The organism is Streptomyces sp. NPDC002574 (assembly GCF_042889545.1).
Taxonomy (GTDB): Bacteria; Actinomycetota; Actinomycetes; order Streptomycetales; family Streptomycetaceae; genus Actinacidiphila.
On sequence record NZ_JBIARB010000004.1, the window covers coordinates 150,127 to 166,130 of the forward strand.

Annotated in this window: 12 protein-coding genes and 1 riboswitch; of the genes, 9 read left to right on the forward strand and 3 right to left on the reverse strand. The window is 74.0% G+C overall.

Annotated features, from left to right (window positions below):
• The first annotated feature begins 1 nt into the window (after position 1).
• Entirely contained in the window at positions 2-1,372 is a 1,371-nt protein-coding gene (locus ACFYXS_RS10535; RefSeq protein ID WP_389246874.1) for a M16 family metallopeptidase, read from the forward strand.
• 77 nt (positions 1,373-1,449) lie between these two features.
• Here the strand turns inward: ACFYXS_RS10535 and ACFYXS_RS10540 are convergent, their stop codons facing one another.
• Positions 1,450-2,301, reverse strand: coding sequence for a class I SAM-dependent methyltransferase (locus tag ACFYXS_RS10540; RefSeq protein WP_389246082.1), 852 nt, complete (start codon positions 2,299-2,301; stop codon positions 1,450-1,452).
• Between the two features lie 288 nt (positions 2,302-2,589).
• Positions 2,590-2,752, forward strand: a riboswitch (cyclic di-AMP (ydaO/yuaA leader).
• A gap of 15 nt (positions 2,753-2,767) precedes the next feature.
• On the opposite strand from ACFYXS_RS10540, the gene ACFYXS_RS10545 reads away from it, so the two are divergent.
• Together ACFYXS_RS10545 and ACFYXS_RS10550 are read left to right on the forward strand one after the other, a co-directional pair.
• Complete coding sequence (locus tag ACFYXS_RS10545) at positions 2,768-3,547, forward strand: M23 family metallopeptidase (RefSeq protein WP_389246084.1); 780 nt, start codon at positions 2,768-2,770, stop codon at positions 3,545-3,547.
• A gap of 245 nt (positions 3,548-3,792) precedes the next feature.
• Positions 3,793-4,485, forward strand: coding sequence for a GntR family transcriptional regulator (locus ACFYXS_RS10550; RefSeq protein WP_389246086.1), 693 nt, complete (start codon positions 3,793-3,795; stop codon positions 4,483-4,485).
• Positions 4,486-4,686: 201 nt separating this feature from the next.
• Here ACFYXS_RS10550 and ACFYXS_RS10555 read toward each other — a convergent pair whose 3' ends face one another.
• Positions 4,687-4,968, reverse strand: a complete 282-nt coding sequence (locus ACFYXS_RS10555) for an HPr family phosphocarrier protein (protein WP_389246088.1) — start codon at positions 4,966-4,968, stop codon at positions 4,687-4,689.
• A gap of 132 nt (positions 4,969-5,100) precedes the next feature.
• Between ACFYXS_RS10555 and ACFYXS_RS10560 the strand changes: the two genes are divergently transcribed.
• From ACFYXS_RS10560 to ACFYXS_RS10585, 6 genes are all read left to right on the forward strand, one after another.
• Positions 5,101-7,830, forward strand: a complete 2,730-nt coding sequence (locus ACFYXS_RS10560; protein WP_389246090.1) for a GNAT family N-acetyltransferase — start codon at positions 5,101-5,103, stop codon at positions 7,828-7,830.
• Between the two features lie 28 nt (positions 7,831-7,858).
• On the forward strand, positions 7,859-8,446 hold the full coding sequence (locus ACFYXS_RS10565; RefSeq protein WP_389246092.1) for a DUF5998 family protein: 588 nt from the start codon (positions 7,859-7,861) through the stop codon (positions 8,444-8,446).
• Positions 8,446-9,636 carry an alkaline phosphatase family protein gene (locus ACFYXS_RS10570; RefSeq protein WP_389246094.1) on the forward strand — a complete coding sequence of 397 codons (1,191 nt, stop codon included), beginning with the start codon at positions 8,446-8,448 and terminating at the stop codon, positions 9,634-9,636. Before ACFYXS_RS10565 ends, ACFYXS_RS10570 begins: the two co-directional genes overlap by 1 nt.
• 59 nt (positions 9,637-9,695) lie before the next feature.
• Complete coding sequence (locus tag ACFYXS_RS10575; protein ID WP_389246096.1) at positions 9,696-10,346, forward strand: thymidine kinase; 651 nt, start codon at positions 9,696-9,698, stop codon at positions 10,344-10,346.
• 170 nt (positions 10,347-10,516) lie between these two features.
• Entirely contained in the window at positions 10,517-10,792 is a 276-nt protein-coding gene (locus tag ACFYXS_RS10580; RefSeq protein WP_389246098.1) for a hypothetical protein, read from the forward strand.
• A gap of 49 nt (positions 10,793-10,841) precedes the next feature.
• Positions 10,842-11,453: a hypothetical protein gene (locus ACFYXS_RS10585; RefSeq protein WP_389246100.1), complete on the forward strand. Its 612-nt coding sequence runs from the start codon at positions 10,842-10,844 to the stop codon at positions 11,451-11,453.
• A 69-nt stretch (positions 11,454-11,522) separates the two neighbouring features.
• Here ACFYXS_RS10585 and ACFYXS_RS10590 read toward each other — a convergent pair whose 3' ends face one another.
• Positions 11,523-15,992 carry an FtsK/SpoIIIE domain-containing protein gene (locus ACFYXS_RS10590; protein ID WP_389246102.1) on the reverse strand — a complete coding sequence of 1,490 codons (4,470 nt, stop codon included), beginning with the start codon at positions 15,990-15,992 and terminating at the stop codon, positions 11,523-11,525.
• Between the last annotated feature and the right edge of the window lie 12 nt (positions 15,993-16,004).

Consider the following 16,004-nt stretch of genomic DNA (forward strand, 5'->3'; position numbering starts at 1 on the left):
CATGACGTTCCACCCGCAGCCCCGGCCCGGGGAGCCCAAGCCCTGGGACTTCCCGGCCCCCGAGCGGTCCCAGCTGCCCAACGGGCTGACCGTGCTGCGCCGCCACCGCCCCGGCCAGAAGGTCGTCGCCGTCGAGGTGCTGCTCGCGGCGCCGCTCGACGCCGAGCCCGAGGGCCTGGACGGTGTGGCCACGATCATGGCCCGCGCACTGTCCGAGGGGACCGACAAGCTCACCGCCGAGGAGTTCGCCGCCGAGATGGAGCGCTGCGGCGCCACCCTCGACGCGCACGCCGACCACCCCGGCGTCCGGGTCTCGCTGGAGGTCCCCGCCTCGCGCCTCGACAAGGCCCTCGGCCTGATCGCCGACGCGCTGCGCGCCCCGGCGTTCCCGGAGAGCGAGATCGAGCGCCTGGTCGGCAACCGCCTCGACGAGATCCCCCACGAGCTCGCCAACCCGGCGCGGCGCGCCGCCATGGCGCTGTCCAAGGAGCTCTTCCCCGCCGAAATGCGGTGCTCCCGGCCGCGCCAGGGCTCGGAGGAGACCGTCGCCCGCATCGACGCCCCGTCCGTCCGCGCCTTCTACGACGCGCACGTACGGCCGTCCACCGCGACCGCGGTCGTGGTCGGCGACCTCACCGGGATCGACCTCGACGCGCTGCTCGGCAGCACCCTGGGGGAGTGGAGCGGCAAGCCCGCCGAGCGCCGCCCGCTGCCGGCGATCACCGCGGACGACACGGCCCGCGTGATCATCGTCGACCGGCCCGGCTCGGTCCAGACGCAGGTGCTCATCGGCCGCACGGGCTCGGACCGCCACGACCCGGTCTGGCCGGCCCAGGTGCTCGGCACGTACTGCCTCGGCGGCACGCTGACCTCGCGCCTGGACCGCGTGCTGCGGGAGGAGAAGGGCTACACCTACGGCGTCCGCGCCTTCGGTCAGGTCCTGCTCTCCACACCGGAGGGCACCGGCATCTCGCTGCTCGGCATCAGCGGCTCGGTGGCGACCGACGTCACCGCGCCCGCCCTGGCCGACACCTGGCAGGTGCTGCGCACCCTGGCGGCCGAGGGGCTCACCGACGAGGAGCGGGACGTCGCCGTCCAGAACCTCGTGGGCGTCGCGCCGCTGCGCTACGAGACGGCCTCGGCCGTCGCGGGCACCTTCGCCGACCAGGTCGAGCAGTCCCTGCCCGACGACTTCCAGGCGCGGCTGTACGAGCGCCTGGCGGCCACCGGCACCGTCGAGGCCACGGCCGCGGCCGTCGCCGCGTTCCCGCTCGACCGGCTCGTGGTCGTGCTGGTCGGTGACGCCACCGCGATCGCCGACCCGGTCCGCGAGCTCGGCATCGGCCCCGTGACGGTCGTCACGGGCGCCTGACGCCACCCGCCCGCAGCGCGGCCCCGGACGCACCAGCGGCGCCCGGGGCCGCGTGCTGTCGCCCGGCGGGCGCGGGCTCAGGGCTGGAGCCGTGTGGCGCCCATGGTGACCCTCATGCCGCTCGGGAGCCGCCCGTCGGGGCCCGCCAGGGCGGCCGCGCGACCGAGGAACTCGGCGCGCAGATCCGCGGTCCGCTCCTCGTCGAGGACTTCCATGTCGTAGTAGGTCGAGGAGAGGGCGGACCAGACCTCCGAGGGTGTGCCGTCCATGCCGATGACCACGGTCCGCCAGGACAGCGGTGCGAACCCGAGGGGTCCCAGCAGAGCGTCCAGCCCCTCCCGCCCGCGTGTCCTGCGGTCGCCGAGCCGCGGCAGGCGGCGCTCGGGCGCGGCGGCCTCGAAGTGCGGTACGGCCAGCGTGAGGAAGAGGTCCACTCCCTCGCCGGGGACGGGCCCGCCGCCGACGGCGACGGCCAGTGCGCCGCCCGGGACGAGCACCCTCGCGGCCTCGGCGCAGACCTGGTCGGGGTCGGACATGAGCATGAGCGCCATGTGCGACACCACGGCGTCGAAGGAGCCGTCGGCGAACGGCAGCTCCTGAGCGCGCCCCCGCCGCAGATCGGCGCCGGCCAGCGCGGGCCGCCGACGGGCGAGGGCCAGCTCGCCCTCCGACAGGTCGATGCCGGCCAGGACCCCGGCCCCCCGCCCGGCGAGCAGTTCCAGCAGGGCGCCGTCCGCGCAGCCCAGGTCCAGGACGCGGCGGGCGCCGGGGACGTGCTCGGCCAGCACCTCGTAGGTCGTGCGCCCGTCACGGGTGAGGGCCTCCTCGACCCCCGCCGACTGGAGGCCGGGACTCCGGTCGTGAAAGGTGCGCAGGAAATCCTCGGCGGCACGGGCCGCGGGCGTCGTCGCCCCTGATGTCGTGGTCACGCGGGGACCCTACGCACGGTGCCGAGCGCCCCGGCGTCCCTACGGCGGACCCGGAAGGTGACTCCGGTCACGTGTCCCGGGGCGCGGACCGGGCCGGTGGCCAGGGGCCGTCAGGGGGCGTGCGGGGCATGCGGGGAACTGCGGTTTTGTCGCTCGGGGGGCGGTTGGGACCGGTTGGGGGCCGGTGTGGCATCCCGCACAAAAGGCCGGATTTTTTTGGAACGGCCGCGGGGGCGCGGTTAGCGTCCTCGGGTTGTCCGGCGGAATCAGCCGCCTCCCGCGGCACCGGAGCAACGATCGCCGAGTCCCCGTCGGGCGTGAGCCTGGGGAGCCGGGGACCCATGTGAGTCGTCCCCTGGGGTGAATCGGGCCCGCCCTCACCGGGGCGCCCGTAGGAGACCTTCCTGCTCCGAACCCGTCAGCTAACCCGGTAGGCGAGAAGGAAGGAAAGGATCTCCGCCTGCCCATGGCGTTCACCATACGTACCACCGTCGCCTGCGCCGCCGCGCTCACCGCCGTCACCACCGGCACGCTCACCGCCTCCGCGCAGGCCGCGGAAGCCGAGCGTTCCGCGTTCGCCAAGTGCGCCGCCGTCAGCGGCGACATGGCGGCCCACCTCGCCGAGCAGGCGGAAGCCCAGCACAGGGCGGCGGTCTCCGCGGCGAAGAAGCAGCACGCGGCACACGTCGCGCACGTGACGAAGGTGCGGGCCGCCAAGAAGGCCGCGGCCGCCAGGGCCGCGAAGGAGGCCGAGGCGGCCGCCAAGTCGCGCGTCCAGGCCGGGGCCGCGGCCCGCGGCGGCGCCGCACATGCCTCGCGCTCCCAGGCCCGTACGTCCCTGACCTCCTGGATGCTGCCCGTGCACGGCGGCATCGGCACCCCGTACCACGCGACCAGCAGCCTGTGGTCGTCCGGCTACCACACGGGCGTGGACTTCCAGGCGGCCATCGGCACCCCGGTGCACGCCGCCGGCGCCGGCACGGTCGTCGAGGCCGGCTGGGGCGGCAGCTACGGCAACAACGTCGTGATCCGGCACGCGGACGGCATGTACACCCAGTACGGCCACCTGTCCTCGATCGGCGTCGCGGTCGGCCAGACGGTCTCCGCGGGCACGCGGATCGGCCTGTCGGGCGCCACGGGCAACGTGACCGGCCCGCACCTGCACTTCGAGGCCAGGACCACCCCGGCGTACGGCTCCGACGTCGACCCGGTGGCGTACCTGCGCTCCCACGGCGTTCTGTTCTGACCTTTCCGGCCCTCCGGCCTTTCCGGCCTCCCGGTCCATCTCCCTCCCCCCACCCGAAGGCCCCGGCTCCCCCCCGCCGGGGCCTTCGGCACACCGGGAGCCGTGTCCAAAAACGTTCCATGAATTCACGACCGCCGCCGGAATCGGCCGCGTGCTGGAATAGAGTCGCCACGGAAACGCCGGCATCTGCGTTACGCGGTGATTAAACGGCAGCCGCCGGCAGGCAAGGGAAGGAAACCGGCGATGTGGGACCGGACGTGAACGGGACGGGCGGCGCGGGGCGCCGTATTTCCGCCCAGGCGGTGTGCACGGCGATCCGTGACGACATCATCAGCGGGCACTTCGCGCCGGGCACCCGGCTGACCGAGGAGCAGCTCGCCAAGCGCTACGGGGTGTCACGGGTCCCGGTCCGCGAGGCGCTGCGGACCCTGGAGTCCGAGGGCTTCGTCCGCACCCGCAGGCACGCCGGCGCGTCCGTGGCCGAGCCCACCGACCAGGAGGCCGCGGACCTGCTGGAGATCCGCGGCCTGCTGGAGCCGCTCGGTGCCGCCCGCGCCGCCCAGCGGCGCACGGAGGCACACGTCAAGGTGTTGCGCGGGCTGGTGCGGCTCGGGCAGGAGCGTTCCGCGCGCGGGCAGTTGTCCGATCTGCCGGCGCTGGACGGCTGGTTCCACGAGACGCTGGCGCAGGCCTCCGGGAGTCCCACGCTGGTGGCGCTGCTGACGCAACTGCGGCACAAGATCGCCTGGGTGTACGCGGTGGACTCGCCGGGCCGCGCCGCGGAGTCCTGGGAGGAGCACGGATCGGTCGTGGACGCCGTCGCCCGCGGTGACGCGGAGCGTGCCCGCGCGGCGATGGCCGGCCACGTGGAGCGCGCCGGCTCGGTGCACCGGCTGCGCCGTCCGGAGCGCGCGGGCCGCGGCGCGCCCCCTCGGTGAGGAATCGGAAACATGCCGTACACGAACCGAGCGATCACGTTTAACAATGGTGCCGTATACAGCTGAGAGAATAGGGGCGCACTGTATTTTGCGTCCCTTATTCCGTCGCGTGCGGCGTCGAATTCAGCAGGTGCCGAAAAGGCCGGGGACGCGAAATCCGGACGGATTTCGCGTCCCCGGCCCACAGGTCCGGCGACCGGGTCAGACGGTCTCGGGAAGCTCTTCCAGTCCCTCGGACACGAGCTTGGCCAGGCTGTCGAGCGCGGCGTCGGCGCCCTCGGTGTCGGAAGCCAGCACGACCTCCTCGCCGCCCGCGGCGCCCAGGCTCAGCACGGCGAGCATCGAGGCGGCGTTGACGGGGGCACCGTCGGCCTTGGCGATGGTGACGGGGACGCCGACGGCGGTCGCGGCGCGGACGAAGATCGCTGCGGGGCGTGCGTGGAGGCCCTCGGCCCAGCCGACGGTGACGCGGCGCTCAGCCATGGTGTTGTCCTTCGGGTCGTTCCAGGGTGGTCTAGACCACCAGTCTGCCACGTCGGGCGCACCGGTCGGTCCCTTCCGTCCCTGACATCGTCGCACCGATCCCGTGCCCCCCGATGGCCGTACCCTGGCCCCATGACGACCCCGCCGCCCACGGAAGAGCGTGAGTACCCGGTCCACTGGGAGGCGGACGTCGTCCTGCGCGACGGCGGGATCGCCCATGTCCGGCCGATCAGGCCCGACGACGCGGGCCGGCTGGTCAGCTTCTACGAGCAGGTCTCGGACGAGTCGAAGTACTACCGCTTCTTCGCGCCCTACCCGCGGCTGTCCGACCGGGACGTGCACCGCTTCACCCACCACGACTACCGCGACCGGGTGGGGCTGGCGGCCCTCGTCGGCGGCGAGTTCATCGCGACCGTCCGCTACGACCGTACGGAGACCGACGAGGCCGAGGTCGCCTTCCTCGTCCAGGACGCCCACCAGGGCCGCGGCGTCGCCTCCGCGCTGCTGGAGCACATCGCGGCCGTGGCCCGTGAGCGCGACATCCGGCGCTTCATCGCCGAGGTGCTGCCCGCCAACCGCAAGATGATCAAGGTCTTCACGGACGCCGGCTACACCCAGCAGCGCAGCTTCACCGACGGCGTGGTCCGGCTCGAGTTCGACCTCGAACCCACCGAGCAGTCCGTCGCCGTCATGCGCGCCCGCGAGCAGCGCGCCGAGGCGCGGTCCGTACGGCGGCTGCTCAGCCCGTCCTCGATCGCCGTGATCGGCACCGGGCGGCGGCCCGGAGGCGTCGGCCGCAGCGTGCTGCGGCACATCACCGAGGGCGGCTTCGCCGGCCGGGTGCACGCGGTGAACCGTTCCTTCGACGCCGGCCTGCCGGTCCTGGAGCCCGAGGGCGTCCCGGCCCACCGCTCCGTCGCGGAGATCCCCGGACAGGTCGACCTCGCCGTGATCGCGGTCCCCGCGGAGAATGTCGCCGAGGTGGTCGACGAGTGCGGCTCGCACGGCGTCCTCGGCCTGCTCGTCCTGTCCTCCGGCTACGCCGAGTCCGGCCCGGAGGGCAACCGCAGGCAGCGCGCCCTGGTCCGCCAGGCCCGTTCGTACGGCATGCGCGTCATCGGGCCCAACGCCTTCGGCGTCCTCAACTCCGCCGCCGACGTCCGGCTCAACGCCTCACTGGCCCCCGAGATGCCGCAGGCCGGGCGGCTCGGACTGTTCACCCAGTCCGGGGCCATCGGCATCGCCATGCTGTCCGGACTGCACCGGCGCGGCGCCGGGCTGTCGTCCTTCGTCTCCGCGGGCAACCGCGCGGACGTCTCCGGCAACGACATCCTCCAGTACTGGCACGACGACCCGGCCACCGACGTCGCGCTGCTCTACCTCGAAACCCTCGGCAACCCGCGGAAGTTCTACCGCCTCGCCCGCCGCACCGCCGCCGTCAAACCGGTCGTGGTGGTCAAGGGGGCCCGCCACTACGCGGCCACCCCGCCCGGTCACACCGTGCCGGTCACCCGCATCCCCGACAGCACCGTCTCCGCGCTGCTGCGCCAGGCGGGCGTCATCCGCACCGACACCGTCACCGAGCTCCTGGACACCGGGCTGCTGCTGTCCTGCCAGCCGCTGCCGTCCGGACCCCGCGTCGCCGTCCTCGGCAACTCGGAGTCGCTCGGCCTGCTCACCTACGACGCGTGCCTCACCGCCGGGCTGGAACCGGGGCGCCCCACGGACCTCACGACCTCCGCGGCGCCGGAGGACTTCCACGCCGCGCTCGGCGCCGCGCTGCGCGATCCCGCCCACGACGCCGTCGTCGTCACGGCCATCCCGCGCGTCGGCGACGAACTGCAGGGGCACCCCGAGGCCGGTGACGACCCCGACCTCGCCGCCGCCCTGGAGCGCGCCGTCGCCGAGACAGGCGGCGGCAAACCCGTGGCGGTCGTCCACACCGCGCTGGAGGCCATGGGCACCCGCCTCGCCGCCGCCGGCATCCCCGCCTACGCCGCCGCCGAGCGCGCCGTGAAGGCCCTCGCCCAGGCGGCCGGCTACGCCCAGTGGCGCCGGGACGCCGGGACCCCCGGCAGGGTGCCCGAGCTCGACGACGTGGACGAGGCCCAGGCCCGCCTGGACGTGGCACGACTGCTGAAGGACACCGGGGAACGGGCTGCGGACGGCGCCCCCGGCGTCACCCTGGACGAGGCCTCCGCCGCGGCGCTGCTGGCCCGCTACGGGATCGCCGTGCGCGCCGCGCTGCCCGCGCCCGATGTCGCCGCCGCCCTGGACGCCGCCCGCCGCCTGGGCTATCCCGTGGCGCTGAAGACCACCGCCCCGCACCTGCGCCACCGCGCCGACCTCGGCGCCGTCCGTCTCGACCTCGCCGACCCCGACGACCTGCGCCGGGCGTACGAGGAGCTGACCGCGCGCCTGGGCAAGCCCGAGGAGCTGCACCTGGTCGTGCAGGCCATGGCGCCGCGCGGGGTGGACACCGTCGTCCGCGCCACCGTCGACCCGGGCGCCGGCGCAGTGCTGTCCTTCGGCCTGGCAGGTGCGGCCTCGGAACTGCTCGGCGACACCGCGCACCGCCTCGTCCCCGCGACCGACCGGGACGCCGCCCAGCTGGTGCGCTCCATCAAGGCCGCGCCGCTGCTCTTCGGCTGGCACGGCGCCGAGCCGGTCGACACCGCCGCCCTGGAGGAGCTGCTGCTGCGGGTCTCGCTCCTGGTCGACGACCTGCCCGAAGTCGTCTCCGTCGACCTCGAACCGGTCGTCGTCGCCGCCGAGGGTCTGACGGTGCTCGGCGCGTCCGTGCGGCTCGCGCGCCCCCCCGCTCGAACGGACCTCGGACCACGCGCACTGTCGTCCTTCTGAACACATGCGCCGCACTAGGATGGTGCGCATGGCGAAGACCGGTACGACCACTCAGGGGCTGCGCGCGGCGATCGAGCGCAGCGGCTACTACCCGACCCTCGTGGCCGAGGCCGTGGAGGCCTCCGTCGGCGGGGAGCCGGTCCACTCGTACCTGGTCCACCAGGAGACCACCTTCGACGCCAACGAGGTCCGCCGGCACGTCACCGTGCTCGTGCTGACCAGCACGCGCTTCATCGTCAGCCACACCGACGAGCAGGGCGCCGACGACACGTCCCCGACGCCGTACGCCACCACCTCCACCGAATCGGTGAAGCTGGAGCGGATCTCCTCGGTCGTGCTCAGCCGGGTGGTCGCCAACCCCGAGTCCTACACCGCGGGCACCCTGCCCCGCGAGGTCGTGCTCACCATCGGCTGGGGCGCGGTCAGCCGCATCGACCTGGAGCCCGCCGCCTGCGGCGACCCCAACTGCGAGGCCGACCACGGCTACACCGGCTCCTCCACCGCCGACGACCTGAGCCTGCGGGTCAGCGAGGCGGGCGACGGCCCCGAGACCGTGCGCCAGACCCTGGCCTTCGCGCAGGCCCTCTCCGAGGCGACCGCGAGCACGGCCGCCTGATGGTCCATCCCGTCCCCCCGTACGAGTCCGCACCGCTGGACCCCGCGAGCGCGCCCGCCCCGCGCTACGGCACCGCCGCGCTCAGCGACCTGCTGCCCGCGGTGGCCGGGGGCCTCGGTGTGGCCGGCCTCCCGCCGACCGCGCTGCGCCTCGCACCGGCCGACCGGGTCTGCGTCTTCCTCGTGGACGGCATGGGGTGGGAACTGATCCAGCGGCACCCGGACGAGGCGCCCTTCCTCACCTCGCTGCTGGGCACGTCGACCGGCGGCACCGGGCAGCCGCTCACCGCGGGCTTCCCCTCGACCACCGCGACCTCGCTCGCCTCGGTCGGTACGGGTCTGCCGCCCGGCGCGCACGGGCTGGCCGGCTACACCGTCCTCAACCCGGACTCCGGCCAGCTGATGAACCAGCTGCGCTGGCAGCCGTGGACGTCCCCGCAGGACTGGCAGCCGCACCCCACCGTCTTCCAGCTCGTGCAGGACGCCGGTGTCGAGACCTGCCAGGTCACCTCGCCCACCTTCCAGCACACCCCGCTGACGAAGATCGCCCTGAGCGGCGGCACGTTCCACGGGCGGCTCACCGGCGACGAGCGCATGGACTTCACCGCCGAGCGGCTCGCCGCGTCCGACCGGGCGCTGGTCTACACGTACTACAGCGAGCTGGACTCCATGGGCCACCGGCACGGCGTCGACTCCGACGCCTGGCGCGGCCAGCTCATGATGGCCGACCGCCTGGTGCAGCGGCTCGCGGAGCAGTTGCCGCCGCGCACCGCGCTCTACATCACCGCGGACCACGGCATGATCGACATCCCCTTCGACCCGGAGTCGCGGATCGACTTCGACGAGGACTGGGAACTGGGCGCCGGTGTCGCCGTCCTCGGCGGCGAGGCCCGGGCCCGGCACGTGTACGCCGTCCCCGGCGCGGCCGCCGACGTCCACACCGTGTGGAGCGAGGTACTCGGCGAGCAGATGTGGGTCGCCACCCGTGACGAGGCCATCGGGATGGGGTGGTTCGGCCCGCACGTGGAGGACAGGGTGCGCGGCCGCATCGGCGACGTCGTGGCCGTCGCCCGGGACGACGTCGCCGTCGTCGCCACCCGCGCCGAGCCGGGGGAGTCCTCGATGGTGGGTCTGCACGGTTCGATGACCCCCGTCGAGCAGTTGGTGCCCCTGCTCGAAGTACGCTCCTGAGTCCCGCACCCACCCACCGCCCACCACCACCCGCCGCCCCGAAAGGCCGTCGCCCCCTCATGCCTGAGCTTGTGTTCTTCTCCGGAACGATGGACTGCGGAAAGAGCACACTGGCGCTGCAGATCGGGCACAACCGCTCCGCCCGCGGGCTCCAGGGCGTGATCTTCACGCGGGACGACCGGGCGGGGGAGGGGAAGCTGTCGTCGCGGCTGGGCCTGGTCACGGAGGCGGTGGAGGCCGCCGAGGGGATGGACCTGTACGGGTACGTCGTGGACCTGCTGTCCAGGGGCGGCAGGGTGGACTACGTGATCGTGGACGAGGCGCAGTTCCTCGCGCCGGAGCAGATCGACCAGCTGGCCCGGGTGGTGGACGACCTGGGCAAGGACGTCTTCGCCTTCGGCATCACCACCGACTTCCGCACGAGGCTGTTCCCGGGCTCGCAGCGCCTGGTCGAGCTGGCCGACCGCCTGGAGCAGCTGCAGGTCGAGGCGCTGTGCTGGTGCGGGGCGCGGGCCACGCACAACGCCCGCACCGTGGGCGGCGAGATGGTCGTCGCGGGCGCCCAGGTCGTGGTCGGCGATGTGAACGGTCCGGGCGACGAGGTCGGATACGAGGTCCTGTGCCGCCGGCACCACCGCCGCCGGGTGACAGCCGCCACGGCCGGCGCCTCCGCCCTCTCGCCGGACGTCCTGCCGGTGGCCTCCGACTGAGAAACGCCGGCCGGAGCGCACAGCGGTCCCGCGCCTAACGTCCGCCGTGCGCACAGAGGTTGACAACGGTTCAGGTGGGGTTCAATCGTGCCGGGACGCGAACTCACCCGTGCGCGCTAGGTTCTTGACCGCGACGCAGTTCATGACCGCCGGTCGGGAGAGGGGCCCTCATGGCAGAGATCCAGATTCCGGGTGACGAGTTGGAGGATCTGAGCGGGCTGCTGGGCCGGGTGATGGAACTCATCGACACCAAGCCGACCGGCTTCGACGAGACGGCGGTCGGCGCGCCGCTGGCCTCCTCCGGGGGCCACTTCGAGAGCGCGTGGAGCGACGGCCGTACGCAGCTCAAGCGCCAGGGGAACCAGTTGAAGGACGCCTGCGACCAGATCGTCAAGGCGTTCACCGACTACGACAACCAGAGCGCGGACTCCCTGACCGCGAAGTAGCCAACCCACCCGACCGGTTCACCCGGCGATGACTGAGGAGCGCGCGGCGATGGCCCTTGACGGAACCCTGGCGTTCGGCCTGCGGATACCGGACGGCTGGGTGGAGTACGACCTGTCCGGCGAGGCACTGGCCGGCATCCGGGCCGCGCTGATGAGGGAGACGCCCGACAAGGCGGAGCGGGACCGGATCAACGAGACGTTCCGCAGTGTGCGGCGGATCGCGCAGGGCGCGCAGCGGCGCGGCGCGGTGTACGCGGCGGGCACGTTCACGATGTACGAGGACGGCCTGCTGATGGCGAACGTGATGATCTTCAAGGTCACGCCACCGCCGGGACGGAGCTTCTCGCTGCACGATCTGAGCAAGGAGTTCTCGGCGGCCGGAGGCCGTCAGGGCGAGGGCACGGCCCGGACGTTCAGCACCGTGGAACTGCCGGGGATCGGCCCGGTGGGACGGGTGAAGGGCGTCGAGGAGGCCGAGGTCTCCCACGGGATCAGGACCCAACTGCTGATCATGCACACGGTGGTTCCGTTCCCGGACGAGAGCGGTCAGGTGCTGGTCATCACCTGCTCCAGCCCCAACCTCCCGCTGGCGGAGCCGCTGTACGACGTGTTCGACGCGATCACCTCGACGTTCAGTTTCGGCGTGATCACCCCGTCCTGACCGTGGACGGCACCGCGACGGGCCCGGTCCTCCCGCGGGAGGACCGGGCCCGTCGCGGTGCCGCGGGGTTCAGCGCGTGCCGCCCGGCTCGGGGACGCGGACGGTCACGTACTTGCCGTCCCCGAGGTGCAGGTACGCCTTGCCGGGTTCGGGATCGGCCCCCAGCAGGCCGTGCGGGAGGCGGGCGCCGACGGGTTCGCCGTCGCTGAGGTTGCGCGGGGCGAGGATCGCACCGCAGCGGTTGCGGCGGAGCGCGACCTGCCAGCCGCTCATGCTGCTCAGGAACGCCTCGTTGTTGCCGGCCGCGATCAGGCCCCAGCCGTCCCCGGCGGCGCCGCGGGCGAAGGTGGTGAGGTCGGAGTCGATCTCGGAGTGGGCCAGCATGTCGGCGTCGTCCAGCAGGATGGCGCCGGTCGGGCTGTCGACGCCGTGCAGGGCCTTGCGGAAGTCGGCGAGGGCCACATCGGGATCGGTGAGGACGTCGACGACACCCGGCCGGCCGGCCAGGGACCGCAGCGGGGACGGCCGGGGGGCGACGACGACCAGCTTGTTGCCGCGGGCGAGCAGCGACCGGGCCATGGTGAGCAGGACCGTGCTGCGCCCGGAGCGGGGCGGGCCGGCGATGACGAAGGTCGGGACGGCGGCCAGGTCGGTGCCCACGGCGGAGAGTTCGTCGCCGCCCACACCGACCATCGCCCACAGCGGGGAGGCGCCCTCGGGGACCCGGGCCAGGGCGTCCTCGAAGGAGAACCGGTCCGGGAGCACGTCCACCCGGAAGGGGCGGAGCTGGGCCGGCACCGCGCGGTCGCGTTCGGCGGTCAGTTTGGCGATCCGGTCCAGGGCGGCCGCCTGCGCGGCGCCACTGGGGTCGGGGTCGATGAGCGCGATCTGGACGCTGCAGGTGTCCTTGAGCCGGATGGCGCGGCCGGCGGGCAGCTCGGCGGGTATCTCCCGGTAGGGCACGCCGACGGCGGAGTAGTCGTTGCGGTCGTTGAGCCGCAGCACGAGCTTGTCCTCGGTGGTGGAGACGAACCGGGACGAGGTCAGGATCCGGTCGCCGGTGAGCACGAGGTGGATGCCGACGGCGGCGCCCTCGCGGAGCAGCAGCAGCATCTTCTCCATGACGCTGCCCTGGTCGTAGGTACCGAAGTCGCGCTCGAACGCCTCGAAGCGGTCCACCAGGAGCAGCAGGTGGGGCGGGCGCCGGATCGGGCTGCGGCGACGGCGCAGCTCGGTGAGGTCGGCGAGCCCGCCGCGGCCGAGCTGGGCGCGGCGGCTGTTGAGTTCGGCGACCAACCGGTTGAGCAGCCGGACCACCCGCTCGATCTGACCGCGGTCCACGACGGCGCCGCAGTGCGGCAGTTCGGCCAGCGCCTGCAGAGCGCCGTTGCCGCAGTCCAGCCCGTAGATGTGGACGTCGGCGGTGCTGTGGTCGCGGGCGACGGCGGCGGCCAGGGTGCGCAGTGCCTGGGAACGGCCGCTGCGCGGGGCGCCGATGAGGTGGAGGTGGCCCATCTCGTCGAAGTCGAAGACGAGGTCGGTGCGGGCCTGTTCCGCGGGTACGTCGACCTGCCCGAACGTGACCGGGGTGAGACGCCCCTCGGCGTCGTAGGACGGGCCGCTGCCCTCGGGGAGGGCGTACGAGTCCGGCAGGGGCGGCAGCCAGGGGCGGCGGGGCTCGGGGATGGCGAGCAGTTCGGCGGCGGCGCCGATGCCCTGCACCAGGACGGCCAGGTCGGTGACGGTCTGCACGGCGCGCTGCTCGCCGTCCTTGCGGCGGGCGGGCGGCGGGTCGCCGAGTTCCTCCCAGTGGAGTTCGGTGAGGAGGGGGGCCGGGTGGTCGTCCTCGGCGGTGGTGGTGAGGTCGGGGCGGCGGCCGCCGATCCGGCCGGTCTGGAAGGGCAGCAGGACGGCGTGGCCCAGGCGGGCGTAGGCGCGGCCGGGGGTGCGGGGGGAGAGCTGGCCGGCGTCGGGGGCGTCGATGATGTCGCGGCTCTCGGACGGGTCGGTGGTGCGCAGGGCGATCCGCAGGTTGGTGTTGGCGCGGATGTCGGCGGTGACGGCGCCGGAGGGGCGCTGGGTGGCGAGGATCAGATGGATGCCGAGCGACCGGCCGCGCTGGGCGATGTTGACCAGTCCTGAGACGAAGTCGGGCAGTTCGCGGACCATGGAGGCGAACTCGTCGATGACCAGGACGAGTCGTGGCATCGGGCCGAGTTCGGGGCGGCGGGCGCGCTTGTCCGTGTAGTCGTCGATGTCCTTGGCCCCGGCGTCGGCGAGGATGTGCTCGCGGCGGCGGAGTTCCGCGCCGAGGGAGGTCAGGGCGCGCTCGACGAGGTGGGTGTCGAGGTCGGTGACCATGCCGACGGTGTGCGGCAGGTCCTCGCACTCGGCGAAGGCGCTGCCGCCCTTGTAGTCGACGAGGACGAAGTTCAGCTCGTCCGGCCGGTTGGCGACGGCCAGCGAGGCCACGAGCGACTGCAGCAGCTCGGACTTGCCGGAGCCGGTGGTGCCGGCGATCAGGCCGTGCGGCCCGTCGGCCTTGAGGTCGACGGCGAACGGCCCGTCGACGCCCTCCCCGAGGACGGCCCTGGTGCTGCGCGCGGACACCGCCCACGCGGCGGCGACGGCCTCGGCGGTGGGCGGTTCCAGACCGAGCACGTCCAGCAGCCGCGCCGACGTGGGCAGCAGGCCCTCCTCGGCGTCGTCGCCGACGTCCCGTACGGGGGCCAGCGCGCGGGCCACCCCGGTGAACCAGGCCGGCTCGGGGGCGTCCATGAGGACGCCGGTCACCGGCTCCACGCCGGCCTGACGGATCCACAGACCGCCGACCCCGGCGACGGCGACGGCCTGGCACTCCTCGGGCAGCAGCCGTTCCTCGTCGTCCAGGCAGAGCGCGTACACCCCGACCTCGGGGCCGTCGCGGAGGATCTGGATGACGCCGGGCAGCGCGCGCAGCCGGCGGGCGCCGTCCAGGACCACCAGCACGTCGGGCTCACCGGCCGCGCCGCCGCGCGGGGCGCCGCGGCCCGCGGTCTTGCGGGCGGCGATCAGGGCGCTGAGCTCGGCGACGCGGCGGCCCAGCGACTCGGCGCCGGAACCGACGAGGCTCACCGTGTCCTCGCCCTGCGGGGCGCAGTGCGGCAGCCAGTGGACCCAGGACCAGCGGTCCGCGCCGGCCGAGCCGGACAGGACGTAGATGCGCAGGTCGGAGGGGCTGTGCAGGACGGCGGCCTGGGCCACGAGCCAGCGTGCCAGGGACGCCATGACGTCGGCGCCACTGCCCTCGGCGGGCGCGCCCCCGACCCGGAGCGCCGCGTCGGAGGCGCGTACGTCGGCGGCCAGGCCCACGACGCCCGCCTCGCGGAGCGAGACCGCGACGGGTACGGCGTGCGTGGTGCGGGTGACCCGGCGGCGGTGCTCGGCCTCGGCGGGGTCCTCCAGTTCGACCCAGGCGGGGCGGTCGGCCACCCCGAGCCGCAGCAGCAGGAAGTCGTCGTCCCGCCAGCGGCGTTCCCACAGGCGGCGGCGCGGGCCGGCGGCGATGAGCAAAGCGGTGGCCGGGTCGGGGCAGGCGGCCCGGCGGGCGGCCTGCTCGGCGAGGACCGCTTCCTCGACCTCCTGGTCGAGCTCGGCCTTGGTCTCCTTGTACACGGCGAGTTGCTCCGCGTACGTCTCCTTGCCGCGCCGCTTGGCGGTGAGCTGGTTGACCAGGGCCATGACCGGGGAGAGCAGTCCGAACAGGAGCATGCGGGAGTTGCCGGTGAGGGCCGTCATGGCGCCGGACATGACGAGAGGCGCGAAGATCATCGGCAGCTGGAGCCTGTTGCGGGCCTGCTTGCTGGGCGGTCGCGGCAGCCGGAAACGATTCTTCGGGGTCGGCGGGAGCAGCCGGGGCGGCCGGTTGTAGTCGAGCCCGGTCCCGTCGGCCGAGGGGACCACGGCGGCGTCGGGGGCGGTGGGCGCGGTCCGTTCCAGCAGGACGGGCCCGCAGGTCAGCACGCCGGCGACGGGCCAGTCCCGCCACTCGCCGTCGCCGGTCAGCTCGGTGTCGTCCAGGCGCAGGCTCTCGCCGTGCGCGGCGCGCACCAGGACGCTGCCGTTCACGGCGATGACGAGGTGGGCGGCGGACTCCGGGAGGTCGCCGGCGGGCAGCCGGACGCGGGCTGTCGCGGCGGAACCGATGTCGAAGTTGCCCGGCGGCAGCCGGAACACCGATCCGGCACCGGTGCCGCCGATGGCGCGCAACTCCACCACGCCTTCGGGCTCCTGGCCGGCGCGCGGCACGTCGAGCGGCGTCCCGAGGGCGAGCAGGCCGCCCGAGCGCAGTCCGGCGGCGGCCACGGCCTGCTCCGCGGGGAGCGGGTCGGCGCCCGCGTACAGCACGGGCGGGTCGTCGGCGGGTGCGGCGCCGCGCACGGCCCGGCTGAGTTCTCCGGCGAGTTCGCCGACCGGGACACCGGGGTCGGTGTCGATCACGATGTCGGCCGCCCGGCCCGTCCGGGGATCGGGGTCGACGACGGTGACGGTCAGGCGCATGGGGCTGCTCCT